The organism is Microbacterium sp. Ag1 (genome assembly GCF_001005635.1).
Lineage (GTDB): Bacteria > Actinomycetota > Actinomycetes > Actinomycetales > Microbacteriaceae > Microbacterium > Microbacterium oxydans.
On the sequence record NZ_LBCR01000034.1, the window covers coordinates 357,184 to 382,799 of the forward strand.

The 25,616-nt window shown below is 69.3% G+C and carries 17 protein-coding genes; 13 read left to right on the top strand and 4 right to left on the bottom strand.

Annotated elements, in window-relative coordinates:
* Window positions 1-112 precede the first annotated feature (112 nt).
* The 4 genes from AAY78_RS18400 to AAY78_RS18415 all read right to left on the bottom strand — a co-directional run bounded on the left by AAY78_RS18400 (window position 113) and on the right by AAY78_RS18415 (window position 5,454).
* Entirely contained in the window at window positions 113-1,228 is a 1,116-nt protein-coding gene (locus tag AAY78_RS18400; RefSeq protein ID WP_046749706.1) for a substrate-binding domain-containing protein, read from the bottom strand.
* 62 nt (window positions 1,229-1,290) lie between these two features.
* Complete coding sequence (mmsB, locus tag AAY78_RS18405) at window positions 1,291-2,661, bottom strand: multiple monosaccharide ABC transporter permease (RefSeq protein WP_046749707.1); 1,371 nt, start codon at window positions 2,659-2,661, stop codon at window positions 1,291-1,293.
* The gene (gene mmsA / locus AAY78_RS18410) at window positions 2,658-4,271 is read right to left on the bottom strand and encodes a multiple monosaccharide ABC transporter ATP-binding protein (RefSeq protein ID WP_420845718.1); all 1,614 of its coding nucleotides are present in this window, start codon (window positions 4,269-4,271) and stop codon (window positions 2,658-2,660) included. The genes mmsB and mmsA overlap by 4 nt, the downstream gene beginning before the upstream one ends.
* A gap of 169 nt (window positions 4,272-4,440) precedes the next feature.
* Window positions 4,441-5,454 (bottom strand): LacI family DNA-binding transcriptional regulator, encoded by a 1,014-nt coding sequence (locus AAY78_RS18415; protein WP_046749709.1) that lies wholly within the window; start codon window positions 5,452-5,454, stop codon window positions 4,441-4,443.
* A gap of 180 nt (window positions 5,455-5,634) precedes the next feature.
* Here AAY78_RS18415 and AAY78_RS18420 point away from each other — a divergent pair, with 180 nt between their 5' ends.
* The 13 genes from AAY78_RS18420 (at window position 5,635) to AAY78_RS18485 (ending at window position 25,613) form a co-directional block, all read left to right on the top strand.
* Complete coding sequence (locus AAY78_RS18420; RefSeq protein WP_046749865.1) at window positions 5,635-7,122, top strand: amidohydrolase family protein; 1,488 nt, start codon at window positions 5,635-5,637, stop codon at window positions 7,120-7,122.
* Complete coding sequence (locus AAY78_RS18425; protein ID WP_052748841.1) at window positions 7,119-8,465, top strand: serine hydrolase domain-containing protein; 1,347 nt, start codon at window positions 7,119-7,121, stop codon at window positions 8,463-8,465. Before AAY78_RS18420 ends, AAY78_RS18425 begins: the two co-directional genes overlap by 4 nt.
* Before the next feature lie 142 nt (window positions 8,466-8,607).
* Entirely contained in the window at window positions 8,608-10,920 is a 2,313-nt protein-coding gene (locus tag AAY78_RS19975) for a serine hydrolase (RefSeq protein ID WP_197077723.1), read from the top strand.
* A 64-nt stretch (window positions 10,921-10,984) separates the two neighbouring features.
* The gene (locus AAY78_RS18440; RefSeq protein WP_046749711.1) at window positions 10,985-12,577 is read left to right on the top strand and encodes an ABC transporter substrate-binding protein; all 1,593 of its coding nucleotides are present in this window, start codon (window positions 10,985-10,987) and stop codon (window positions 12,575-12,577) included.
* A gap of 20 nt (window positions 12,578-12,597) precedes the next feature.
* Window positions 12,598-13,596 carry an ABC transporter permease gene (locus tag AAY78_RS18445; protein WP_046749712.1) on the top strand — a complete coding sequence of 333 codons (999 nt, stop codon included), beginning with the start codon at window positions 12,598-12,600 and terminating at the stop codon, window positions 13,594-13,596.
* Window positions 13,593-15,545: a dipeptide/oligopeptide/nickel ABC transporter permease/ATP-binding protein gene (locus AAY78_RS18450; RefSeq protein WP_082108753.1), complete on the top strand. Its 1,953-nt coding sequence runs from the start codon at window positions 13,593-13,595 to the stop codon at window positions 15,543-15,545. Before AAY78_RS18445 ends, AAY78_RS18450 begins: the two co-directional genes overlap by 4 nt.
* Window positions 15,542-16,585, top strand: coding sequence for an ABC transporter ATP-binding protein (locus AAY78_RS18455; RefSeq protein WP_082108754.1), 1,044 nt, complete (start codon window positions 15,542-15,544; stop codon window positions 16,583-16,585). Before AAY78_RS18450 ends, AAY78_RS18455 begins: the two co-directional genes overlap by 4 nt.
* An 18-nt stretch (window positions 16,586-16,603) precedes the next feature.
* Complete coding sequence (locus AAY78_RS18460; RefSeq protein ID WP_046749713.1) at window positions 16,604-19,936, top strand: serine hydrolase; 3,333 nt, start codon at window positions 16,604-16,606, stop codon at window positions 19,934-19,936.
* Window positions 19,936-21,069, top strand: a complete 1,134-nt coding sequence (locus AAY78_RS18465; protein ID WP_046749714.1) for a M20 family metallopeptidase — start codon at window positions 19,936-19,938, stop codon at window positions 21,067-21,069. Before AAY78_RS18460 ends, AAY78_RS18465 begins: the two co-directional genes overlap by 1 nt.
* Entirely contained in the window at window positions 21,066-21,968 is a 903-nt protein-coding gene (locus tag AAY78_RS18470; RefSeq protein ID WP_046749715.1) for a GNAT family N-acetyltransferase, read from the top strand. The genes AAY78_RS18465 and AAY78_RS18470 overlap by 4 nt, the downstream gene beginning before the upstream one ends.
* Complete coding sequence (gene menC, locus AAY78_RS18475) at window positions 21,965-23,071, top strand: o-succinylbenzoate synthase (protein ID WP_046749716.1); 1,107 nt, start codon at window positions 21,965-21,967, stop codon at window positions 23,069-23,071. The genes AAY78_RS18470 and menC overlap by 4 nt, the downstream gene beginning before the upstream one ends.
* Before the next feature lie 124 nt (window positions 23,072-23,195).
* Window positions 23,196-24,866, top strand: a complete 1,671-nt coding sequence (locus tag AAY78_RS18480; RefSeq protein WP_046749717.1) for a helix-turn-helix domain-containing protein — start codon at window positions 23,196-23,198, stop codon at window positions 24,864-24,866.
* Window positions 24,867-25,151: 285 nt separating this feature from the next.
* The gene (locus tag AAY78_RS18485) at window positions 25,152-25,613 is read left to right on the top strand and encodes an Lrp/AsnC family transcriptional regulator (RefSeq protein WP_046749869.1); all 462 of its coding nucleotides are present in this window, start codon (window positions 25,152-25,154) and stop codon (window positions 25,611-25,613) included.
* Window positions 25,614-25,616 lie beyond the last annotated feature (3 nt).

Below are 25,616 nucleotides of genomic sequence, written 5' to 3' on the forward strand. Positions count from 1 at the left end.
AATCATCGGAGCCACCCGACGCGAGCACCCTCGAAACGCGAACGAGCCGCCCGGACCCGAGGGTCCGGACGGCTCGTGTTCCGCGACGACGAGCGTCGCGGAGCGATGTGTCTTACTGGTACGACTTCACGATCTCGAGGAGGCTCGGGACGTTGGCGTAGGCCTCTGCCGCGTTCTCCTTGGTGACGATGATCGGGTCGAGCAGGTAGGCCGGAACGACCTTCACGCCGTTGTCGTACTGCTCGGTGTCGTTGACGTCGACCTCTTCGCCCTTCTGGAGCTGGCCGACCATCTTGATCGACTGCTCGACGAGGAGCGTGGTGTCCTTGTTGATCGTGGAGTACTGGACGCCCTCCATGATCGACTTCACCGACTCGACCTCGGAGTCCTGACCCGTGACCACCGGGACCGGCTTGCCCGCACCCTGCACCGAGGTGATGATGGCGCGAGCGAGGGTGTCGTTCGGGGACAGGACGCCGTCGAGCGTCTCGGAGCTGTACGTCGACGTCAGGAGCGAGTCCATGCGGCGCTGAGCGTTCTCCGCCTTCCAGCCCTCGGTCGCCGTCTGGGCGATCTCGGTCTGACCGGAGACGACCTTCAGCGTGCCGTCATCGATCTTCGGCTGCAGCACGTCCATCGCACCGTTGAAGAACACGGCCGAGTTCGCGTCATCGGGCGAGCCCGAGAACAGCTCGATGTTGTACGGAGCCTCGTGACCCGCGCGCTCGGCGAGCCCGTCGAGCAGAGCCTGACCCTGCAGCTGACCGACCTTGAAGTTGTCGAACGCCACGTAGTAGTCGACGGCTTCGGTGTTCTCGATCAGACGGTCGTACGCGATGACCGTGACGCCGGCGTCACGGGCGGCCTCGACCTGGGTGGCGAGCTGCTTGCCGTCCTTCGCGCCGATGATGATGACCTTGGCGCCACCGGTGACCATCGCCTGGATCTGGTTCTGCTGCTCGGCGACCGTGTTGCTGGCCGGTGCGTACTGCACGTCCGGCTTGAATCCGGCCTTCTTCAGGCCGTCGGTGAACAGCTGACCGGCGAGAACCCAGTTCTCCGAGGTCTTGTCCGGAAGGGCGACACCGATCGTGGCGTCGGCGGCGAAGCCCTTGGCGGTCTCCTCCCCCGCTCCCGATCCGGTGCCACCGCGCTCCGAGGAGCAGCCGGTGAGGGCGAAGGCGCCCGCGACGACAAGCGCTGTCGCCGACAGAAGAATCTTCTTCATGTGATCTCTTTCTCTGGTGTGTGAAGGACCAGGTGCGCGTGCGGTACGCGCCTGGGCCCCTACTATCCGCGCGTCTCTTCGACGGCGGGGGCTTCGTACTTCTGGCTGGTGGGGTAATTCGTCTTGGTCGGATCGAACGTGTCGGTCGCCGGGTCCTGCTTGCGGCCGAATCGACGCGTGAGGAATCCGATGATCGACGGGCGGCCCTGCTGCTTGTTCCAGACGTCGACACCGACGGCGAACAGCAGCACGAGGCCCTTGATCATCGACACCACGTCGGCACCGGCGCCCAGGAGGGCGAGACCGTTGTTGAGGAAGGCCATCACGAGACCACCGATGATCGAGCCGATCACGGTTCCGATCCCGCCGGAGACGGCCGCGCCACCGATGAAGACCGAGGCGATCGCATCCAGCTCCCAGCCGTTGCCGTCCTGGGGACCGGAGGCGGTCGCCCTGGCGACGTAGATCATGCCGGCCAGCGACGCCAGCACCGACATGTTCATCATCACGAAGAAGTCGACCCAGCGGTCCTTCACACCCGACAGGCGCGCAGCCTGCCGGTTGCCGCCGACCGCGTAGATGTGGCGACCGAAGACGGTGTTGTTCGTGATGAACGAGTAGAGGATGACCAGGGCGAGCAGGATGATGCCGGAGATCGGGAAGCTGGTGCCCTCGCGCCCGGTGGCGAACAGCCAGCCCGCGATCAGGATCACGGCGGAGATCAGCACGACCTTGGTGACGCTCACCCACGCCGGCGCCATCTCGGCACCCATCTTGCGCTGGATGCGACGCGTGCGGAACTCCCAGAACACGATCCAGGCCACCCCGAGAAGGGCGAGGAGCATCGTGAACACGTTGAACGGCACCGGGATGAACGGCAGCTCGGGCAGGTAGCCGGCACCGATCACCTTGAAGCCCTGCGGCACCGGCACGGACTGCGAGTCGCCGACCCACTGGTTCGCGCCTCGGAAGAACAACATGCCCGCCAGCGTCACGATGAACGCCGGCACCCCGACGTAGGCGACCCAGAACCCCTGCCAGGCACCGACGAGCACGCCGACACCGAGACCGAGCAGGATGCCCAGCGGCCAGGGGAGGTTCCAGTCGGCCATGGCCTTGGCCACGACGATGCCCGTGAACGCGGCGACGGATCCGACGGAGAGGTCGATATGACCCATGATGATGACCATCACCATGCCGATGGCCAGGATCAGGATGTACGAGTACTGGTTGACGACGTTGATCAGGTTGCCGGAGGACAGCGTCAGGCCGGTGCCCTTGAAGATCCACGTCAGCACCTGGAAGACGACCAGGATCACGACGAGGCTGCCGAGGATGCCGAACTGACGGAGGGTCGACTGCCCTCCCCCGAACATCTTCGTGATGTCCTTGAAGTGGAAGCCGCGCTTCGTTGCGGTGGTGTCGGTGGTCATGCGGATGCTTTCTGGTTCGTGGAGGTCATGCTGCGCATGAGGTCCTCGGGTGTCGCCTGATCGGCCGGGATGCAGTCGGTGACCCGACCCTCGAAGACGGTGTAGATGCGGTCGGAGATGCCGAGGAGTTCGGGAAGCTCGCTGGAGATGACGATGACACCCTTGCCCTGGGCGGCGAGCTCGTTGATGATCGCGTAGATCTCGTACTTCGCGCCCACGTCGATGCCGCGGGTCGGCTCGTCGAGGATCAGCAGGTCGGGATCGGTGAACATCCACTTGGCCAGCACGACCTTCTGCTGGTTTCCACCGGAGAGCTTGCCGACGCCCTCTTCGACCGACGGCGTCTTGATGCGCAGCGCCTTGCGGTAGCGCTCAGCCACCGAGAACTCCTCACGGGAGTCGACGACGCCGTTGTGGGCGATCTTGGAGAGCTTCGCCGCGACGATGGACCGCTTGATCGTGTCGAGCAGGTTGAGTCCGAGCACCTTGCGGTCTTCGCTGACGTACGCGAGCCCGTGCTTGATCGCCGAGGCGACGTCGTGCAGGGCGACCTCCTGGCCGTCCTTGATCAGGGTTCCGGAGAGGAAGGTGCCGTACGAGCGCCCGAAGATGCTCATGGCGAACTCGGTGCGACCCGCTCCCATGAGACCGGCGATGCCGACGACCTCGCCGCGGCGCACGTTGATGTTCGAGCCCTTGACGACCATGCGCTCGGGCACGGTCGGGTGCTGCACCCACCAGTCCTTGACCTCGAAGAACACCTCGCCGATCTCGGGGGTGCGATCCGGGTAGCGGCTCTCGAGGGAACGACCGACCATGCCGCGGATGATGCGGTCCTCGTTGATCTCTCCGCGCGAGATGTCGAGCGTCTCGACCGTGCGGCCGTCGCGGATGATGGTGATCTCGTCGGCGATCTGCTCGATCTCGTTGAGCTTGTGGCTGATCATGATCGACGCGATGCCCTTGGCCTTCAGCCCCAGGATCAGGTCGAGCAGATGCTGCGAGTCGTTCTCGTTGAGCGCGGCGGTCGGCTCGTCGAGGATCAGGAGCTTGACGTCCTTGTTGAGCGCCTTCGCGATCTCGATGAGCTGCTGCTTGCCGACGCCGAGGGTCTTGATCTGCACGTCGGGGTCTTCGCTCAGCCCGACGCGGGCGAGGAGCTCGATGGCCCGCTCCTTCTGGGCCGTCCAGTCGATGCGGCCTCCGCGCTGGATCTCGTTGCCGAGGAAGATGTTCTCGGTGACCGAGAGCTCGGGGATGAGGGCGAGCTCCTGGTGGATGATCGCGATGCCCGCCTGCTCGCTGGCCGCGATGTCCCTGAACCGCTGCTCCTCTCCGTAGAGCAGGATCTCGCCGTCGTAGGTCCCGTAGGGGTACACCCCGGACAGGACCTTCATCAGGGTCGACTTCCCGGCGCCGTTCTCACCGCAGATCGCGTGGATCTCGCCGGCTCGGACGGTGATGGAGACGTCGGCCAACGCCTTGACCCCGGGGAACTCCTTGGTGATGCTGCGCATCTCCAGGATGGGGCCTGACACGGTAGGCAACGTTGCTGTGGTGCTCACGGATCTTCCTCGCGACGTGCGGTCACCTTCGATGTGACCGTTCACATCGCTATATCGTCGTCTTCGTCGGGACCGCTGTCAAGTCGGCATCGGCATTTCGAATCCGGACCGTGACACTGCCGAGATGCGCGCGATCGCAAGCCCCCGGGCGACAGCGCGGATCGAAAGGATTCGATGCGTTCGCGAGCCTTCGCGCAGCGCCGCAGGGAACGAGTCAGCGGGCGACGGCGGATTCGCGGGCGCGCAGGATCGTCTGCAGCGGACCGAAGGCCGGCACCTGCTCGCCGCGGATCTCCGCGAGCAGGATCCGCACCGCCCGACGACCGAGCTCGGGGAAGTCCTGGTGCACGGTGCTCAACGTCGGAGCGACGTGTGCCGCGACGGGGATGTCGTCGAAGCCGATGACACTCACGTCGTGCGGCACCCGCACCCCCGAATCCCGGAACCCGTGCATCAGACCGATGGCCATCAGGTCGTTCGCGGCGAACACCGCCGTGAAGTCGCGTCGAAGCGAGAGCTCCTTGCCCGCGAAATACCCGAAGTCCGCCGTCCAGTCGCCACGGATGGGCGGAAACGTGGGCAGATCGGCCTCACGCAATCCGTCGAGATAGCCCCGCATGCGCGACTCGGCCTCGATCCAGTCCTGGGGACCGGCCAGGTGCAGGATGTCGCTGTGCCCGAGGGAGATGAGGTGCTCCGTTGCCGCCTTCGCACCGGCCACCTGGTCCGCCGACAGACTCACGCCGTCGGATCCGGACGCCGTCTGCAGCGTCACGAACGGCATGTCGACGGACATGCCGCGCAGGACATGGAAGACCCGCACCTGGGGGGCGAGCACCACGATCCCATCGGCTTGCTCCCGCGACAGCTGCCGCACCGCATGGCCGATCGCCTCCGGCGTCGTGTCGGCGAGGTTCAGCGTCGAGACCGAATAGCCCTCCTCCCGCGCCGCATCCTCGATGCCGGCGATGGACGAGGTGGGTCCGAACTCGCCGATCGTCGCGGACAGGATCCCCAGCATGTTCGACTTGCTGGTGACCAGGGCGCGCGCGGCGAGATTGGGCCGGTAGTCGAGGACCGAGATGGCGTCGAGCACCTTGGCCTTCGTCTCCGGCCGGATGCTCGGATGGTCGTTGAGCACGCGGGACACGGTCTGATGCGAGACACCGGCGAGGCGGGCGACGTCGCGGATACTCGGCAGGCGGGCGCGCTCGGAGGCGGTGGACATCACTTGCCTCCTTGCGTGTGCACGGTCACATCCCCAGTACATTATGTCTGTCGACGCCTTCCCGTGCACCTCCCCGTGGACCGGGGCGCGCAGAACGGGTTGTACGACGGCACCGGAACCACCACCCGGTTTCGTCGCACCGCACCGGATCGCCCCCGTCCCGCATGGCAGGGTGACAGCGTGGACACTCTGCTGCGCGGCGGGCGCGTCATCGACCCGAAGACGGAGACCGACCGGATCACCGACCTCCTCCTCGCCGACGGGCGCGTGGCCGCTCTCGGCGACGGACTCACGGTTCCGGCCGATGCCGAGGTGGTTGACGCCACCGGTCTCATCGTCGGGCCGGGGTTCGTCGACCTGCACAGCCACGTGCACTCCATCGCGGGACAGCGGCTGCAGGCGATGGACGGCGTCACCACGGCACTCGACCTCGAAGCCGGACTCATGCCCATCGCCGAAGCCCTCGCCCGTGCCGCCGCGGACGGCCGACCGCTGAACTACGGGTTCTCGGCCTCCTGGTCGCAGGCGCGGGCGTACGCGCACCTCGACCGGGTGCCCGTCGCCGACTTCACCGCGTCGATGGATCTGCTCGGCAAGCCGGAGTGGCAGCGCTCGTCCTCCCCCGCGGAGCGCCGCCGCTGGCTGGGGTTGTTGGAGGACGAGCTGGGGGCCGGTGCCCTCGGCATCGGCGTGCTCATGGGGTACGCGCCGCGCTCCGATCCGGACGAGTTCCTCGACCTCTCTCGCCTCGCCGCCGCCGCGCACGCTCCGACCTTCACGCATGTGCGAGAGCTGATCGAAGCCGACCCCCGCACTCCGATCGACGGCTCTGAGGAGCTCGTCCGCGCCGCCGCCGAGACGGGTGCCGCGATGCACCACTGCCATGTGAACAGCACCTCGCTGCGGCACGTGGACCGCGTGCTGGGGCTGATCGACCGCAGCCGCGCCGCCGGGTCCCGCGTCACGGTCGAGGCCTACCCCTACGGCGCGGGCAGCACCGCGATCGGCGCGTTCTTCCTCGCCCCCGAGAAGCTCCCGGGCCTGGGCATCACCCCGAGCTCGCTGGTGCTCGTGGACACCGGCGAGCGCATCGCCGACGAAGCCCGGCTGCGGGAGGTGCGGGCGACCGACCCCGGAGCGACCTGCATCGTGACGTTCCTCGACGAGGCCGATCCGTTCGACCGCGCGCACCTGCACCGCGCACTCGCCTACCCCGACGCGATCGTGGCGAGCGACGCGATGCCGGTCTCCTGGACGGGGATCGACGGCCGCACGCTGTACGAGCAGCGCGACTGGCCGCTCCCTCCCGGTGGGCACACGCATCCGCGCACCGCCGGCACGTTCGCCAAGTCGCTCCGGCTCATGGTGCTCGAGAGCGGCACGTGGAGCTGGCTCGACGCCTTCCGCCGCTGCTCCTTCCTGCCCGCCCGCGTGCTGGACGAGGTCTCGTCCGGGATGCGGAGCAAGGGGCACCTGACCGTCGGAGCGGATGCGGACGTGGTGGTGATCGACCCGACGACGCTGAGCGACAGGGCGACCTACGCCGATCCGACCCGACCGTCGCAGGGCGTACGGGAGCTGTTCGTTCACGGCACTCGCGTCGTGCACGAAGGAGAGCTCGTGACCGCTGCGCTTCCGGGGCGCGCCGTACGGGGGGATGCATCATGAGCACAGCACAGGGGACGAGCGCAGACCTGCAGGGGTTCCTCGATGAGACGGCCGCTGCCTTGAACGTGCCTGGTGCGGTCGTCGGGGTGATCGACGGGGACAGGGAGATCGTCTCGACGACCGGTGTCGCGGCGGTCGACACGGGCGCAGCCGTGACGGAGCGCACCCTGTTCCAGATCGGCTCCACCTCGAAGACCTTCACCGGGACGGTCGCGATGCATCTGGTCGAGATCGGGGCCATCGACCTCGACACCCGCGTGGTCGAGGTGCTCCCCGGCCTCCGGCTCGCCGACGAGGAGGCGCTGGCTGAGCTGCGCATCCGGCATCTCCTCACCCACTCCGGCGGCTTCCTCGGCGATGCGGATGAGCGCCCCGGGTGGGACGACGACGCCCTCGCCCGCAACGTCGCGACCTTCGCCGAGCTCCCGCAGCTCTTCCCTCCCGGCACCATCGCTTCGTACAGCAACGCGGGAATCCGGCTGCTCGGCCGTGTGATCGAGCGGGTCACCGGCGAGACGTTCGAACGTGCCGTGCAGCGCGTCGTGTTCGATCCACTGGTCATGTCGGAGACGTTCTTCTTCCCCTGGGATGTGATCGCCCGCCCGCACGCGGTGGGTCACATCCCCGACGGGTCAGGAGCGGCGACGACGTTCCCGCACTGGCCGCTGACCCGTGACATCGCACCGGAGGGCGGGATCGTGTCGTCCGTACGCGATCAGCTCGCATACGCCCGCTTCCAGATGCGCGGCGAGTCCTCGGGAACGACGCCGGTCAGCGACGCCACGCGACTCCTGATGCAGCAGCCCCACCTCGCGGCCGGCCCGCCCGTCGATGCGATCGGTCTGCCGTGGCTGCTCGGCCATCACGGTTCGGCGCGGGTCGTGATGCACGGAGGGAACATCGCCGACACGCAGCTCAGCGAGTTCGTCCTCGCCCCCGACGAAGACCTCGCGGTCACGGTCCTGACCAACAGCGGTGGCGGGAAAGCGCTGGGGACGGCCGTCGTCGACTGGTGCTTCCGCAACCTTCGCGGCATCGAGAAGGCGCCGGAGAAGGTCGAGCTCGGCCCCGCGGACAGGCTCGACGACGTGGTGGGCATCTACGACGCCGGGCAGTGGCACTACGACGTGACCCGCGCGGGTGATGCTCTCGAGTTCGCGATGGTGCTGCGCGCGGACATCGCCGCGCTCGGCATCCCTCCGCGGCCGCCCCTGCGACTGCGTGTGCGTGCCGACGGCGCCCTGATCACGGATGCTGCCCAGCCCGTCGGTCGTCTCCTCGACGAGACGGAAGGCGGCCCCGAACTGCTCCATGTGGGCCTGCGCGCCGTGCGGCGGCGCTGACTCGGGGAACGTTCGTCCGGCCGCACCAAGGTCTGCGCAAGTCTCGTCGCCGGGAACCAACGAGGCGTCGGATCGCCCGAATAGTCTCGGCCCCATCGCCGTCGCCCGAAGACGACGGCCTACTCGACGAAGAGGAGCGCACGTGTCCGACCTGAACGAAATCGGCAGCTGGGTGCGGGAGAACCTTCCCACGATGCTGGCCGACGCGCATATCCCTGCCGCATCCGTCGCGATCCTGGCCGGTGGCGAGATCTTCACCACCGCAGCCGGGATCCTCAATCGCAACACCGGCATCGAAGCCGACGAGGACTCGGTCTTCCAGATCGGGTCCATCACGAAGACCTGGACGGCCACGCTGATCATGCAGCTCGTCGACGAGGGTCTGCTCGACCTCGACGCCCCGGTGCGCGAGGTGGTACCGGAGTTCACGATCGGCGACGACACGGCGGCGAGCGCGATCACCCCTCGTCAGCTGCTGAGCCACGTGAGCGGGTTCGAGGGCGACCTGTTCAACGACACCGGAGTGGGCGACGACGCGGTGGAGAAGTACCTCGCGACGATCGCCGACGCCCCGCAGCTCTTCGCTCCCGGCGAGCGGTTCTCGTACAACAACGCCGCGTTCGTGGTGCTCGGCCGCATCGTCGAAGTGCTGCGCGGCACGTCCTACGATCAGGCGCTGCGTACCCACCTCGCTGCTCCCCTGGGGCTCACTCACGTCGCCACCACGGCCGCGGAGGCGATCATGTTCCGCGCGGCGCTCGGGCATATCCCCGCGGAGGGCAGCGACGAGCCCGTGCCGGCGCCGGTGTGGAGCCTGGTGCGCTCGAACGCCCCCGCGGGATCGATGCTCGCCATGACGGCGCGAGACCTGGTGACCTACGCCCGCATGCATCTGGACGGCGGCGTCGCCGCCGACGGCACAAGGGTGCTCTCGGAGCAGAGCGTGCTGGCCATGCAGGAACGGCAGGTCGACCTGCCCGAACTCGGACTGATGGGCGACGCCTGGGGTCTGGGCTGGGAGATCTTCGACTGGGACGGCGGACCCGTGATCGGCCACGACGGCGGCACGATCGGCCAGAACGCATTCCTGCGCATGGTGCCGGGCGCGGGAGTCGCGGTGGCGGTGCTCACGAACGGCGGACGCACGGTCGATGCGTACCATGCCATCACGTCGAAGGTGCTGGCCGCCCTCGCCGGGGTCACGGTCCCGGAGCTGCCGTCGATCCCCGACTCCCCGGTCGCGATCGACCTCGAGCGGATCCTCGGCACGTACTCGTCGTCGGTCTCCGACTCCACCGTGCGGGTCGACGACGATGGCCGCATCTGGCTGGAACGCACCATGAAGGGGATCTTCGCCGAACTGGGGCCGGCACCGGAGCCCGTCGAGCTGATCGGCTGGGTTCGGCGACACCCTGCTCCCCCGCGAAGCGCAGAACGGGATGCGCATGCCGCACGCCTTCGTCGGCGACGACGGCAGCGGACGTGCTCTGTACCTGCACACCGGACGAGCCGACCGCCGGGTGGACGCATGAGCAGCATCGCGGCCGCCGTACCGGAAACGGACACGACGGGCGTCGAACGACGGATCGCCGAGATCTTCGCAGATGCAGGGGCCACGGGCTTCCTCCATGCCAGGGAGATCGGTGTCGAGGGCGGTCCTGAGGTGACCGTTGGCGCCGATGAGCCGGTGGTGCTCGCCTCGGTCTTCAAGATCCTGGTGCTGACCGCTTTCGTACGCGCGGTCGCCGCGGGAGAGCTCGACCCCGCGGCGCGCACGACCGTGACGGCGCGCTACCGCATCGGAGGGGTGGGCACGGCCGGCTTCGCGGACGACGTGGAGATGAGCTGGCGCGATCTGGCCCTGAACATGATGACCATGAGCGACAACGCGGCGACCGACGTCATCTACCACCGCCTGGGCGCAGAGGCCATCGATCGCGTCATCTCCGAACTCGCGCTGCGGCAGACCCAGCTCGCGGGATGCTGCGAAGACCTGTTCGCCTCGGTGGTCGCCGACCTCGGCGGCGCGGCCGACAGCGACCTGGACGACCTGTTGACCGGAGCGAGCGCGGAGCAGATCCTCGCCCTCGACGCCGTGCAGCCGCTGCGGACGTCGCACTCCACGCCGCGCGAGGTGACCGCCGTGCTGAACGCGCTGTGGACCGACGCCGCCGCCGCACCGGAGGCCTGTCGTCAGGCGCGCGACATCATGGCACTGCAGATCTGGCCGCACCGACTCACCTCCGGGTTCCCTGCCGAGGTGCGCATCGCCGCGAAGACCGGCACACTCCCGACCTGGCGCAACGAAGCCGGTGTGGTCACCTACCCCGACGGCCGTCAGTACGCGGTGGCCGTGTTCACTCGAGCAGCATCGCTGAGCGACCGACAGCCGCTCGTGGACGCCTCGATCGGACGCGCCGCCTTCGCCGCCGTCGAAGACCTGCGCGCGCGCTGATCCCCGACCCGTATCCCCCTGCACCACCCACCTGCACCATCCCGAACACTGCTGGAGGCTTCTGATGCGTTCTCGTACCCCGCTGGTCGCGCTGCTCGGCGCTGCGGCGCTCGCCCTGACGTCCTGCGCCGGAGGCGCCCCGCCCAGCGGGGATGCCACGGACGGCGTGCTCGCCGACGGCAAGACCTTCACCTCGGTGATCTCCACCGATCCGGGCAGCCTCGATCCCTTCGTCACCGTGATGTCCGTCGCGCGCTCGATCGACCGCTTCCTGTACGCGCGGCTCGTCGAGGTGCTGGAGGACGGCAGCATCGCCTCCGGCCTCGCCGACTCCTGGGAGGCGGACACCACGACCGCGACCTTCACGCTCCGTGACGGTCTCACGTGCGAGGACGGCACCCCGCTCACGGCCACCGACGTGGCCGCGAACATCACCCACATCGGAGACCCGGCCAACGGCTCGCCCCTGGTCGGGCTGCAGGTGCAGCCGGGCACCAGTGCCGTGGGCGACGACACCGCCGGCACGGTGACCGTCACCAGCGGAAGACCGGACTCGTTCCTGATCGAGAACATCGGCAGCATCTCGATCGTCTGCGGATCGGTGATCGACGACCCGGATGCGCTCGCCAAGGGCGAAGGGGCCACCGGCATGTTCACCATGACCGAAGTCGTCCCCAACAGCCAGTACACGCTGACCCGTCGCGACGACTTCGCCTGGGGCCCCGACGACTGGGACCCGAAGCAGAAGGGGCTCCCCGACTCCGTGGTCTTCCGCGTCATCCCGAACGAGACGACCGCCACGAACCTGCTGCTCTCCGGCGAGGTCAACGCCGCCCTCGTGATCGGTCCGGACAACAAGCGCCTCAAGGACGCCGGGCTGTTCCACACCGAGATCCCGACCCCGGCAGGACAGTTCATCTTCAACCAGGCGGAGGGGCGCCCCACCGCTGACCAGGCCGTGCGCGAGGCGCTGCTCGAGGCACTCGACCTCGACCAGATGCGCCAGGTTCTCGGCAGTGGATCCGCCAGCGTGCCCACCGGGCTCGTGACCGTGTCGCCGAACCCCTGCCGTGCGGACGTGCTGAAGGGCTTCATGCCCGAGTTCGACGCGAAGGCCGCAGCCGCAGCGCTCGACGGGGCGGGGTGGAAGGCCGGCAGCGACGGCGTGCGCACCAAGGACGGCGAGACGCTGACCCTGCGCATGATCTACTCTTCGCAGCTCGGCGACGCCGGCAACGCCGCAGCGGAGCTCGCCCAGGCCGCCTGGAAGGAGCTGGGCGTCGACATCACGGTCGCCGCCGTGGACTCGCCCACGCTGAGCGAGACCCTGTTCTCCACGGGCGACTGGGACATCTCGGCCGCGCCGCTCACCGTCTCGCTGCCGAGCATGCTCGTGCCGTTCTACTCGGGCCCGACGCCGCCGAACGGCACCAACTTCGCCTCGATCGACAATCCGGAGTACACGGAGGCCGTCACCGCGGCATCCGCGAAGGCCGGCAGCGAAGGGTGCGACGACTGGGGCACCGCCGAGCAGGCCCTGTACGCGACGACCAGTGTCATGCCGTACGCGAATATCGACCGGTCGACCTTCGCGACCAAGGCGACGTTCACCGAGGGCGACGGCATCGACCCCACGTCGATCCGCATGTACGAGTAATCGGAGACCGGAGACAGCCGATGGCCAGCACCACCGCCACGCAGGCGATACTGATCAGATCCGCCCGGTCGGACAACCCCTGGTTGTCCTTCCTGGTCCGGCGCGGAGGGCAGTTCCTGCTCTCGGTGTGGGTGCTGGTCACGGCTGCCTTCCTCATGATCCACCTCGTGCCGGGCGACCCGGTGCGCGCGGCGCTAGGGCTGAACGCCCCGGCCGAGCTCGTCGAGGCCCGGCGCGCGGCTCTCGGCCTCGACCAGCCGCTCATCGTGCAGTACTTCCGCTACATCGGGGGGCTGTTCACCGGCGACATGGGCTCCTCGATGATCACCAGCCAGCCCGTCTCCGAGATCATCGCCACCCGGCTCCCCGCGACTCTCCAGCTCGCCCTGCTCGCGGTCGTGCTCGTGCTGCTGGTCTCGGTCCCGCTCGGGGTGACCATGGCCGTCGCCACCCGCGGCGGTCGCCGACGCGGGCTGGAGCTGGCGTTCGCGACCGGTTCGGTCATCCTCGCCGCGATCCCCGAGTTCCTCCTCGCTGTCGGCCTCGTGTACGTGTTCGCGGTGTCGCTCGGGTGGTTCCCCGTCGCCGGGAACAGCGCTCCGTTCGCGCTCGTGCTGCCGGTCGTGGCGCTCGCGGTCGGCCCGATCGCGGTGTTCTCACGCATCATCAGGGTCGAGGTGCTCTCCGTGCTCGGCCAGGACTTCATCCGCACCGCGCGGGCCAAGCGCCTCGCCCCGCGCCGCATCTACTCCCGCCATGCGCTGCCGAACGCCATGACCGCGACCCTCACCCTCACCGGACTGCTCCTGACGGGGATGGTCGCCGGCACGGTGCTGGTCGAGAACGTCTTCGCCTGGCCGGGGCTCGGCACCATGATCGTGCAGTCGATCCTCACCAAGGACTACTCGGTCGTGCAGGGCATCGTGCTCGTCTACGGCGTGGGGGTGCTGGTCGTGAACCTCGTGATCGACGTGATCCTCGCGCTCCTCGATCCTCGCTCCACCATCAGGGAGGCATGATGTCCGCACGCACGGCATGGTCCGGCATCGTCCGCTCGCCCCTCGGCATCACCGCCCTCGGTCTGATCCTGCTCGTCACGCTCGGCGCGATCTTCGCCCCGATGATCTGGGGCGCCCAGGCCGAGCAGGTGGACCCGACCGCGATCACGCAGGGACCGAGCGCGGAGCATCTGCTGGGAACCGACGCCCTCGGCCGCGACGTGCTCGCCCGCGTACTGGTCGCGACCCGACTCTCTGTGGTGCTCGCCGTGGTCGCGGTGGTCATCGGCGTGGTCGCCGGAACGCTGCTCGGCACGGCACCGTCGGTGCTCCCCCGATGGGTCGGACGCCCGATCGTCGGCTTCGTCAACATCGCCGTGGCCTTCCCCGGCCTCCTCCTCGCCCTGTTCTTCGCCGTCATCTTCGGCGTCGGCTCCACCGGTGCCGTGCTCGCGATCGGCTTCGCGATGGCGCCGCAGTTCGCCCGTCTCACCCAGACCCTGTCGGCGGCGATCGCCGGTCGCGACTTCATCTCCGCCGCCCGGGTCGCCGGAGTCTCGCGCCTGCGGGTCCTCATCCGCCACATCCTGCCCAACATCGGCGAGCCGCTCATCGTGAACGCGACCGTCGCGGCCGGTTCGGCACTGCTGGCCTTCGCCGGACTCTCGTTCCTCGGTCTGGGCGTGCAGGTGCCGGAGTACGACTGGGGCCGCCTACTCGGCGAGGGCCTCAACCGCATCTACCTCAACCCCGCGGCGGCGCTCGGACCGGCCGTGGCCGTGGTGATCGCCGGCCTCGCCTTCAACCTCCTCGGAGAGACGGCGGCTGCAGCCCTGGGCGGACGGTCGGCTCGGCGCCGCCATCGCCTTCCCGCCGTCGCGCTCCCCGGAGCGACCGGACTCGATGCCAGCAAGCCCGCGCAGGTCGACGGTGAAGAAGTGGTGCTCCTCGTCGACGACCTGCGCGTCTCCTTCCCCACGGCCGCCGGGTGGGTCACCCCGGTGCGCGGCGTCTCGTTCACCGTGTCGCGCGGCGAGGCGATCGGCGTGGTCGGCGAATCCGGATCCGGCAAGAGCCTGACCGCCCTCGCCGCAGCCCGCCTCATCGAGCGTCCCGGCCATGTCGCCGCCGCGCAGCTGGACTTCTGCGGCATTCCGCTGCTGACCAGCTCGGATCGGGCAGTGCGAAGCCTGCTGGGCACGTCGCTCGCGATGGTCTTCCAGGACCCGATGACGTCGTTCAACCCGACCAGGCGCATCGGATCGCAGCTCGCCGAGGCAGCCTCCGAGCACCAGGACATCACGCGGAAGCAGGCCATGGACCGGGCGATCGAGCGCCTGCAGTCGGTGCGGGTGCCCGCGGCCGCCCGCCGCGCCCACCAGTACCCGCACGAGTTCTCCGGCGGCATGAGGCAGCGCGCGATGATCGCGATGGGTCTCATGAACCACCCGCGGCTGATCATCGCCGACGAGCCGACGACGGCGCTCGACGTGACGGTGCAGCGACAGGTGCTCCAGCTGCTCGCGGGAGTGCGGCGCGACACCGATGCCGCGATCCTGCTGATCAGCCACGACATCGCCGTGGTCGCGCAGACCTGCGACAGGGTGCTCGTCATGTACGCGGGCCGCATCGTCGAAGACCTGCCCGCGGCGACCCTGCACACCGACGCCAGGCACCCTTACACCCGGGCACTGCTCGAGGTCGTACCCGAGCTCGACGCCGACCGCAGCGAGCCGCTCAAGATGATCCCCGGCCGCCCGCCGGCGCCAGGGGCCTTCCCCGTCGGATGCGCGTTCGCCGCCCGGTGCCCCCTCGCCACCGATCTCTGCCGCGAGAGCGACCCCGAACTGGTGGCCGACGCAGCGGGACACCGGGTCGCGTGCTGGCACCCGGTCGACGGCGAGGCTCCGGTGCCGGTGGCGGTGGCGATCGACACGAGCACCGAAGAGGAAGAGACGGTCCTGAGATGAGCGAACTGCGATTCGATCGGGTCAGCGTGCGCTACGGAACGCACCGCGCCGGTCTCACGGCCGTCGACGACGTCTCCCTCGTCGTGCCGTCCGGCTCCGTGGTCGGGCTGGTCGGCGAATCGGGGTCGGGCAAATCGACGCTGGCTCGCGCGGCGATCGGCCTCGCGCCGATCAGCGAGGGAACGATCACTCTCGACGGTGCGGATGTGCGGAGCTTCCGTCGTCGGCGCCCCATCCAGATGGTGTTCCAGGATCCGTTCTCCTCACTCGACCCCCGGATGACGATCGGCGAGTCCATCGCCGAGGCGCTCCCCCGCGACATCCGCGGCACCACTGCCCGACGCGCCGAGGTCGCCAGACTGCTCGACCTGGTGAGCCTGGACCCCGACCGCGCCCCGTCTCTTCCGGCAGCGCTCTCCGGCGGTCAGCGACAGCGCATCGCCCTCGCCAGAGCGCTCGCCGCGAGGCCGGAGGTCGTGATCGCCGACGAGATCACCTCGGCGCTCGATGTGTCGGTGCAGGGCTCGGTACTGAACCTCGTGCGGGAGCTGCGCGGTGAACTCGACCTCACGATGCTGTTCATCTCGCACAACCTCTCGGTCGTGCGCTATCTGAGCGACCACATCGCCGTGATGTATCTCGGGCGGATCGTGGAGTTCGGCCCCACCGAGCAGGTGCTCGCCGACCCGCAGCACCCGTACACGAGGGACCTGTTGCAGGCGGCGCCCACCAGGAACGGTGACCTGCTGGCGGTCGACCCGCTCGCCCCGGTCGACGTGGAGCCCGCCGACCCGCATGCGCCTCCCAGCGGATGTCGGTTCCACCCGCGGTGCCCGATCGGTCCCGCGGCACGACCCGATCGTCAGATCTGTGTGATCGCGGATCCTCCCCTGCCCTCCGGTTCAGCCGGAGCCGCATGCCATTTCGCCGGCACGCACGCGGACCTCGCGCTCGGAACTGTGCCCACCTCCCAAAGCATCCCCCTGGTTTCGGCCGCGACCACAACACCGTCCCCGCTCTCAGCGGACACAGTGAACTGACCATCGATTGGAGCTCTCATGAACCGCGTCACCGTCGACGACCTGCTCTCCGTCCGCACACCGGAGCAGCCCGCGCTGTCTCCGGACGGCACCCGCATCGCCTACGTGCTGCGGACGACCGACCGCGACGGCGACCGCGACACCCGCGCGCTCTGGCAGGTGGCGTCCTCCGGCGGAGCCCCCTCCCCGCTGACGCACGGCACAGGGGATTCTGCCCCCGTGTGGAGCCCCGACGGCGCGCAGCTGGCATTCCTGCGGGCGCAGGACGGACCCGCGCAGCTCTGGGTCCTCCCTGCGGGCGGCGGCGAGGCCCGCAGCCTGACCGCTCTCCCTCTCGGCGCCGGCGCCGCGGCCTGGAGTCCGGATGGTGCACGCATCGCCTTCACCGCCCCGGTCGACAGCGCGGCCCTCCCCGGAGAGGGCAAGGACACCATCCTGGCCCGTCGTTCGGCTCCCACCGGCACCGACCGTCTCGGCTACAAGGCGGATGGCGCCGGAACCCTCGGCACGCTCGTGCAGCAGCTGCACGTGCTCGACGTCGCCTCCGGGAAGATCACCGTGCTCACGCGTGGACGCTCGCACGCCTCCGAGCCCTTCTGGTCGCCGGACGGCACCCGCATCGCCTACTCCGCGAGCGTCGGGGACGATGCGGACCTGACGATGCGGATCCCCGTGCTCGTGTGCTCGTCCACCGACCCGAACAGCCCCCCGGTGCAGGTCAGCGCCGCCGACGTGCAGGCGACGGCGGTGGGCTGGACCCCCGACGGTCGCCACGTGCTCGCGGCCGGACGCACCGACACCGAGGTCGGCAACGCGGACCTGCTGCTGTTCCCCGTCGACGGCGGAGACCCGCGGAACCTCACCGCCGGCCTCGACCGCAACGTGATGCCCGGTGGTCCGGGCTACCCCGGCGGCATGCCGCAGTTCACGGAGGACGGCGACATCGTGTTCTGCCTTCGCGACAACGGCTACTCGCACGTGTACCGGGTCGCGCAGGACGGCTCCGGTGCCACATCGCTCGTGAACGGCACCGCGAACGTCTCGGGGCTGTCGGTCGCAGGATCGTCCGCCACGATCGTGCTCGCCACACCGGAGTCGTTCGGCGATGTCTCGCTCCTGGACCTCTCCGACGGCACGGCGCGCACCCTCACCGACTACGGCACTCCCGAGTTCGAGCTCGTGCCCGCGGAGGAGCGCCGATTCACGATCTCCGACGGTACGGTCGTCACCGGCTGGCTGCGCCGCGACCCCGACGCCGCTGGCCCGCTCCCGCTCCTGCTCGACATCCACGGCGGGCCGCACAACGCCTGGAACGGGGCAGCGGACATCGCCCACCCTTATCACCAGGTGCTCACGCGACGCGGCTGGGCGGTCCTGACCCTCAACCCCCGAGGAAGCGACGGCTACGGCGACGCGTTCTTCTCGGCGGTATCCGGCGGCTGGGGAGTCAACGACGCGAACGACTTCCTGGAGCCGATCGACGCTCTCGTGGCGGAAGGCGTCGCGGATCCGGCGCGCCTCGCCGTCACGGGCTACAGCTACGGCGGCTTCATGACGTGCTTCCTCACCTCGCGCGATGACCGCTTCGCCGCCGCTGTCGCCGGTGGCGTCGTCACCGACCTCTTCTCGATGGGCGGCACGTCGGACTTCGGCCACTACCTCTCCTCCAAGGAGAACGGCGGTCTGCCGTGGCGCGACGAGGAGCGCATCTCCGCGCAGTCGCCGTTCACGCGGGTCGATCAGGTGAAGACGCCGACGCTGATCCTGCACGGCGCAGCCGACGACCGCTGCCCGGTGGGTCAGGCGGAGCAGTGGTTCACCGCGCTGCGCGAGCGCGGGGTGCCGACCCGTCTCGTGCTCTACCCCGGTGGCTCGCACCTCTTCGTGCTCTCCGGTCCGCCGTCGCACCGCGCCGACTTCTCGCAGCGGGTGATCGATTGGGTGGAGCAGTACGCCCCGCCAGCGGGGAAGCCGGTGCGCGCACGACTCGACGCCCGGCACTGGCAGCAGCGACTGAGCGCCCTGGCCGAGGCGCACAAGGTTCCCGGGGCGACCCTCGGCATCCTCCGTCTCGGGGAGGAGCCCGTGTATGCGCACCACGGCATACTCAACGTGCGCACGGGGATCGAGACCACCGACGACTCGGTGTTCCAGATCGGCTCGATGAGCAAGGTGTGGACCACCTCGGTGGTGATGAAGCTCGTCGACGAGGGCAGGCTCGACCTCGACACCCCGATCGTGGAGTACGTCCCGGAGTTCGCCTCGTCGGATCCCGAGGTCACCCGCACCGTGACGATGCGTCACCTGCTCAACCACACGAGCGGGATCGACGGCGACGTGTTCACCGATACCGGCCGCGGAGACGACACCCTGGAGAAGTACGTCGCGCTGCTCGACGGCATCGCGCAGAACCACCCGCTCGGTGCCACGATGTCGTACTGCAACTCCGGATTCGTGCTGGCCGGTCGGGTGATCGAGAAGATCACGGGTACCAGCTGGGACCAGGCGATGCGCGACCTGTTGATGACGCCCCTCGGTCTCACGCACTCCTGCACGCTCCCCGAAGAGGCCATCATGTTCCGTGCCGCCAGCGGCCACACCGAAGTGGGTGATGACGGACCGACCCTCGCCCCCGCCTGGATGCTCCCGCGCGCGATGGGTCCGGCGGGGCTGGTGAACTCCACGACCGCCGACGTGCTCGCCTTCGCCCGCATGCACCTCACGGGGGGACTCGCAGCCGACGGCACGCGGGTGCTGTCGGAGGAGAGCGTGCGACGGATGCAGCAGCGGGAGGTCGACATGCCCGACCCGTACTCCCTCGGCGATGCCTGGGGCGTGGGGTGGATCCTGTTCGACTGGGACGGGCGCCGACTCTACGGCCACGACGGGAACACCATCGGCCAGGCGGCGTTCCTGCGCATCCTGCCGGACGAGCAGCTCGCGGTGACGATGCTCACCAACGGCGGCAACACGCACGACCTGTACGCCGAACTGTTCGACGAGATCTTCTCCGAGCTCGCGGATGTGCACGTGCCGGCGGGCCTCACCCCGCCTGCGGAGCCGTTCGCCGACGACTTCTCCGAGTTCGAGGGCATCTACGACCGCTCAGGGGTCCGTACCGAGATCTTCCGCGACGACGAGGGCCTGCGCATGCGCACCACGCTCAACGGCCCGCTCGCCGCCCTCCTCCCCGATCCGGTGCAGGAGCACCCGCTGGTCCCGGTGCGTCACGGCGAGTTCGTGATGCGACCGGAGGGCGAGCAGGGGTGGCATGCTGTGGTCTTCTACTCCCTGCCCAGCGGCGAGCGCTACCTGCACCACGGTGTGCGCGCAGCGCCGAAGGTGTCGTGATGCGCGTGCAGGCGGACGCGGACCTCGACCTGGTCCTCGCCGACATCGAGACCCTCGTCTCCTGCGAGTCGCCGTCGGACGACCTCGAAGCCGTCTCCCGCAGCGCCGACGTCGTCGCTGCCCTCGGTGAGAGGCTGCTGGGGGTCGCCCCGGAACGCATCGTCATCGACGGGCGCACGCATCTGCGCTGGCGATTCGGCGATCCGGTCGTGCTGCTCCTCGGCCACCACGACACGGTATGGCCGCTCGGCTCGCTGCGGCGGTTGCCGTTCACCGCCGAGGACGGTGTGCTCCGCGGACCCGGATGCTTCGACATGAAGACGGGCGTCGTGATGGCGCTGCATGCCGTCGCCGCACTGTCCGATCGCACCGGCATCAGCATCCTGATCACGGGTGATGAAGAACTCGGTTCTCCGAGTTCGCGCGCCCTGATCGAGCAGGAGGCGATCGGCTGCGCTGCGGCGCTCGTGCTCGAGGCCTCGGCCGACGGCGGTGCCGTGAAGATCGCACGCAAGGGCGTCTCGCTCTACCGTGTGCATGTCACGGGGCGCGCCGCCCATGCCGGGCTCGAACCGGAGCGTGGCGTGAACGCTGCCGTCGAGGCGGCTCACCTCGTGCTCGCGATCGCGCGGCTCGACGACCAGTCGGTGGGGACCAGCGTGACGCCCACGCTCCTGCGCGCCGGCAGCACCACCAACACGGTGCCGGCCGAGGCGGAGTTCGCCGTCGACGTGCGCGTGCGCACGGTCGCGGAGCAGGACAGGGTGGATGCCGCCCTCCGTGCGATCCCTGCCACCGTCCCCGGTGCCTCCGTACGCGTCGACGGCGGTGCGAATCGTCCGCCACTCGAGCCCGAATCCTCGGCACCGCTGTTCGCGCTGGCGCTCGAGATCGCCGAGCGTGCCGGTCTCACTCCGTTCCACGGCGTCGAGGTCGGCGGCGCGTCCGACGGCAACTTCACCGCCGCGCTCGGGGTGCCGACGCTGGACGGGCTCGGCGCGGTCGGCGGCGGCGCCCATGCCGACGATGAGCACGTGATCGTCGCACTGATCCCGGAGCGCATCGTGCTGCTGCGGGAGCTGATCCTCGCCGTCAGAGAACGCACGCCGGCGCGGAACGGAGGACGGGCATGAGCCTGACGGACGCCGCGGCCTTCCCCGCGTCGCCGGAGGAAGCCGCCGATGCCGCGAACGCCGCCGCGTCGAAAGCGGGGGTGGAGATCCGCCTGCTGGAGGATGTGGACGACTTCACCCTGGTCGCCGAGCTGTTCCAGAGCATCTGGACCAAGCAGGGCGAAGCCTCCCCCGTGAACGTCGAGACGCTGCGGGCGCTGTCGAAGGCCGGCAGCTACGTGGGCGGAGCATTCGAGCACGACGAGCTCGTCGGCGCATGCTTCGGCTTCTTCGCCGCTCCCGAGCAGCGTGCGCTGCACAGCCACATCGCGGGCGTCTCGTCGCGGATGCGCGGTCGCAGCGTCGGCTTCGCCCTCAAGGTGCACCAGCGCGCGTGGGCGCTCGAGGAGGGTCTGGACGAGATCTCCTGGACGTTCGATCCCCTCATCAGCCGCAATGCGCACTTCAACCTCGTGAAGCTCGCCGCGACCCCGACGTCGTATCACCGCAACTTCTACGGACACATGGCCGATGCGCTCAACGGGGCGGACGACACCGATCGGATGCTCGTGACCTGGTACGTGCGCGACCCCAGGGTGGTCGCCGCCTGTCACGGGGGGCCGGTGCCTGAGATCGTGGAGATCGACACCGAGGAGATCAACGCCGAGGAGATGTCCGTCGAGCCGCTGCTCAGCGTGGGCGGCGACCTCGGGCCGCTGCGGCATCGCACCGACGCGCGCCTGGTACGGGTGGCGCTGCCACGCGACATCGAGACCTTGCGCCTGACCGAACCCGCACGGGCGACCGCATGGCGTCTGGCGTTGCGCGAGACGCTCGGATCATCGCTGGAGGGTGGAGGGCGCGTGCTCTCGTTCGACCGCTCCGGCGCCTACACCATCGACAGAGGAGAACAGGGATGAAGCTCACCGGATTCGAGCTGCGCGTGATCGAGATGCCGCTGGTGTCGCCGTTCCGGACGTCGTTCGGCGTGCAGACCGTGCGCGAGGCCATGGTGGTCCGCGCCCTCACGGACGAGGCGGAGGGCTGGGGCGAAGGCGTTGCCATGAACGACCCGCTGTACTCCTCCGAGTACGTGGAGGCGAGCGTCGACGTCATCACCCGGTTCCTGCTGCCGGCGCTCGCGCAGGTCGAGGACCTCGATGCGAGCGGCGTCGCCCCGGCCCTGGCGAAGTTCAAGGGTCACCGCATGTCGAAGGCCGCGGTCGAGCTGGCGATCCTCGATGCCGAGCTGCGGGCCGCCGGAGTTCCGCTCTCGCGCGAGCTGGGAGCGGTGCGTGAGCGCGTCGACTGCGGCGTGTCCGTCGGGATCATGGACTCCGTCCCCGAGTTGCTCGAAGCCGTCGGCGGCTACCTCGACGAAGGCTACGTGCGCATCAAGCTCAAGATCGAGCCCGGGTGGGACATCGAACCGGTGCGCGCCGTGCGGGAGCGCTTCGGCGACGACGTGCTGCTGCAGGTCGACGCGAACACCGCGTACCACCGCGGTGATGCGCGGCACCTCGCCAAGCTCGATCCGTTCGACCTGCTCCTGATCGAGCAGCCGCTCGACGAGGAGGACCTTCTCGGACACGCGCAGCTCGCCCGGGCGATCACCACCCCGGTGTGCCTCGACGAATCGATCGTGTCGGCCAGGGCCGCGGCGGACGCGATCGCCCTCGGCGCCTGCTCGATCGTCAACATCAAGCCTGGCCGTGTGGGCGGGTACCTGGAGGCACGACGCATCCACGACGTGTGCGCGGCGAACGACATCCCGGTGTGGTGCGGCGGCATGCTCGAGACCGGGATCGGGCGTGCGGCGAACGTCGCCCTCGCAGCCCTCCCCGGTTTCACCCTGCCCGGCGACACCTCGGGATCCGGACGGTACTACGCGCACGACATCACCGAGCCGTTCGTCGTCGAGGACGGCACGCTCACGGTGCCGACCGGCCCGGGGATCGGGGTCACCCCTGACCGGGAAGCGCTGGATGCGGTGACGATCCGCACCGAGTGGATCACCTTCTGAGAGCGGGCTGACGGCCCGTGCGGGGCACGACGATCCTGTCGAGATCGACCAAGAGTCGATACGATTTCGTCGTGCCCCACAGCTCCCCCACCCGTGGTCGCCCCCTAGCCTGGGCGCTGTGCTCATGTCCGTGACGACCAGGCCCCGCGCCAGCCTCGGCCGGGTCATCGAAGACCTCGGCACCACCCTGCTCGAGGTGGTGAGCGGCGCCGTCGACGACGAGGCCGAGATCGAGACCGTGGTCATCCACGACGTCCTCGACGACGCGATGCCGATGCGCGGGGCACTCGTGCTCGGTGTCGGGCTGAGCGATCCCGATGAGATCGCCGAACTCCTGCAGAACCTTGCTGCCCAGCACGCCTCCGCCCTCGTGCTGCGCGCTCCGGTGCGGGCCGAACAACCGGTGCGCGATGCGTCCGAGGCCACGGGCATCCCGGTGCTCGCGCTCACCCGCGGGGCGTCGTGGGCGCAACTGGCTGCCATGCTGCGCTCGCTCATCGCCGAGGGTGACGTCGGCGATCAGGGAACGACGACGCTGGGCGGCATGCCCTCCGGCGACCTCTTCGCCCTCGCCAACGCGATCGCCACGCTGCTGAACGCACCGGTCACGATCGAGGACCGCAACTCGCGGGTCGTCGCGTTCTCGGGTCGCCAGCACGAGGCCGATCCGGCGCGCATCGAGACGGTGCTCGGTCGGCAGGTTCCCGAACGGTTCGCGCGGCAGCTCGAGGAGCGCGGCGTGTTCCAGGAGCTGTACCGCAGCGAGGATCCGATCCACGTCGGACCGGTGTCCAACACCGAGGGTCTGCCGTCGTTCCCGCGCGTAGCGCTGGCCGTACGTGCGGGCGACGAGATCCTCGGATCCATCTGGGCGGCTGTGCAGGAACCGCTCTCGCCCGACCGCGTGCGAGCGCTGAAGGACTCGGCCGGGCTGGTGGCCCTGCACATGCTGCGTCTGCGCGCCGGCGCCGACGTGGAGCGCCGACTGCGCGCCGACCTGCTCTCCACGATCCTGGAGGGAGGGCCGGGGGCTGCGGATGCGACGGCTCGTCTGCGCCTGAGCGATCATCGGTGCGTCGTGCTCGCCGTGTCCGCCACGGAGGACATCGACGACGAGCCCTCCGCCGGGGCACGAGGTGTCGCGGAGAGGCAGCGGATCGCCGATGCGTTCGCCGTGCACCTGGGGGCCGTGTACCTCCGCTCGGCTGTGGCCGTGATCGGCGATGTCGTGTACGCCGTCGTCGGGATCCGCCCAGAGCAGGGCGATGCCGATCCCGGATCGGAGCATCCCGACGCGGACAGCCGCGCCGCGCGCGTCGCCACGGACTTCCTGGGCCGGCTCGGCGCGACCGCTGAGATTCGCATCGGCGTCGGCACGGTGGCGGAGGCGGTCGCAGACATCCCTTCCTCGCGCGCGAATGCCGACCGCGCTCTGCGCGTGGTCCGTCAGGCGCCTTCCGGCGAACCGGTCGCACGGTTCACTTCGGTGCAGATGGAGGCGCTGCTGGTCGAACTCGCCGACCTCGTCCGCGCCAGGGGCGATCAGCCCACCGGTCCGGTCGCGCAGCTGCTGGCGCAGGACAGGGAGAAGGGGACGCACCTGGTGGAGACCTTGCGCGCCTGGCTCGACGCGTTCGGAGATGTGGCCGTCGCCGCAGCCCGCGTCTACACGCATCCCAACACGTTCCGCTACCGGCTGCGTCGCCTGTCGGAGATCAGCGGACTCGACCTCGCCGACCCGGAAGCCCGGTTCTCGGCCATGGTGCAGCTGCGGCTGCTGGTCCCCCGCGACTGAGACGCAGACGGCCCTGACATCCGGAGAGTGCGCCCGCCCCGCCCCCTTGCTGAACGAGGCGGCTGCAGGGACGGGGCCGGTCGAGGCTCGTGGCCCGTCGCCCTCTGCACCCTGGTCGTGAGGCTCGTGGCCTGTCGTTCGGGTGCGCGTGATGTCCGCTCGTGACCGACATCGTGCGTATCTGACACCAATTTGACCACAATGCAATCATTCAGACCATAGAGTGATTTCTGATTGAACGATCCGATCAATCGTGACTCCGCACAGAAGGCGACGGTGATCGAAATGGCCAACCTCGACGCGACCGACCGCAGGATCCTCACCGTGCTCGACGGTGACCCCCGCCGTCCGGTCGCCCTGATCGCCCAGGATCTCGGCCTCGCCCGCGGCACCGTGCACGCTCGACTGGATCGCCTCGAATCCGGAGGATACCTGCGTGCGCACAGCTCGCGAGTGCTGCCGCAGGCCCTCGGGCGCGGTGTCGCGGCCTCGATCCTGGTCGAACTCGATCAGCATCAGATCACGGACGCGATCGATGCGCTCAGTCGCGTCCCCGAGGTGCTGGAGTGCTTCGCTCCCGCCGGCGACACCGACCTGCTGCTGCGTGTCGTCGCGAAGGACCCCGACGACCTCTACCGCGTCGCCGAGGTCGTCCGGCTGTGCCCCGGCATTCTCCGCACGTCGACGAGCCTGTTCCTGCGCGAAGTGATCCCCTATCGGGTGAGCGCGCTCCTGCAAGCCGACTGAGCC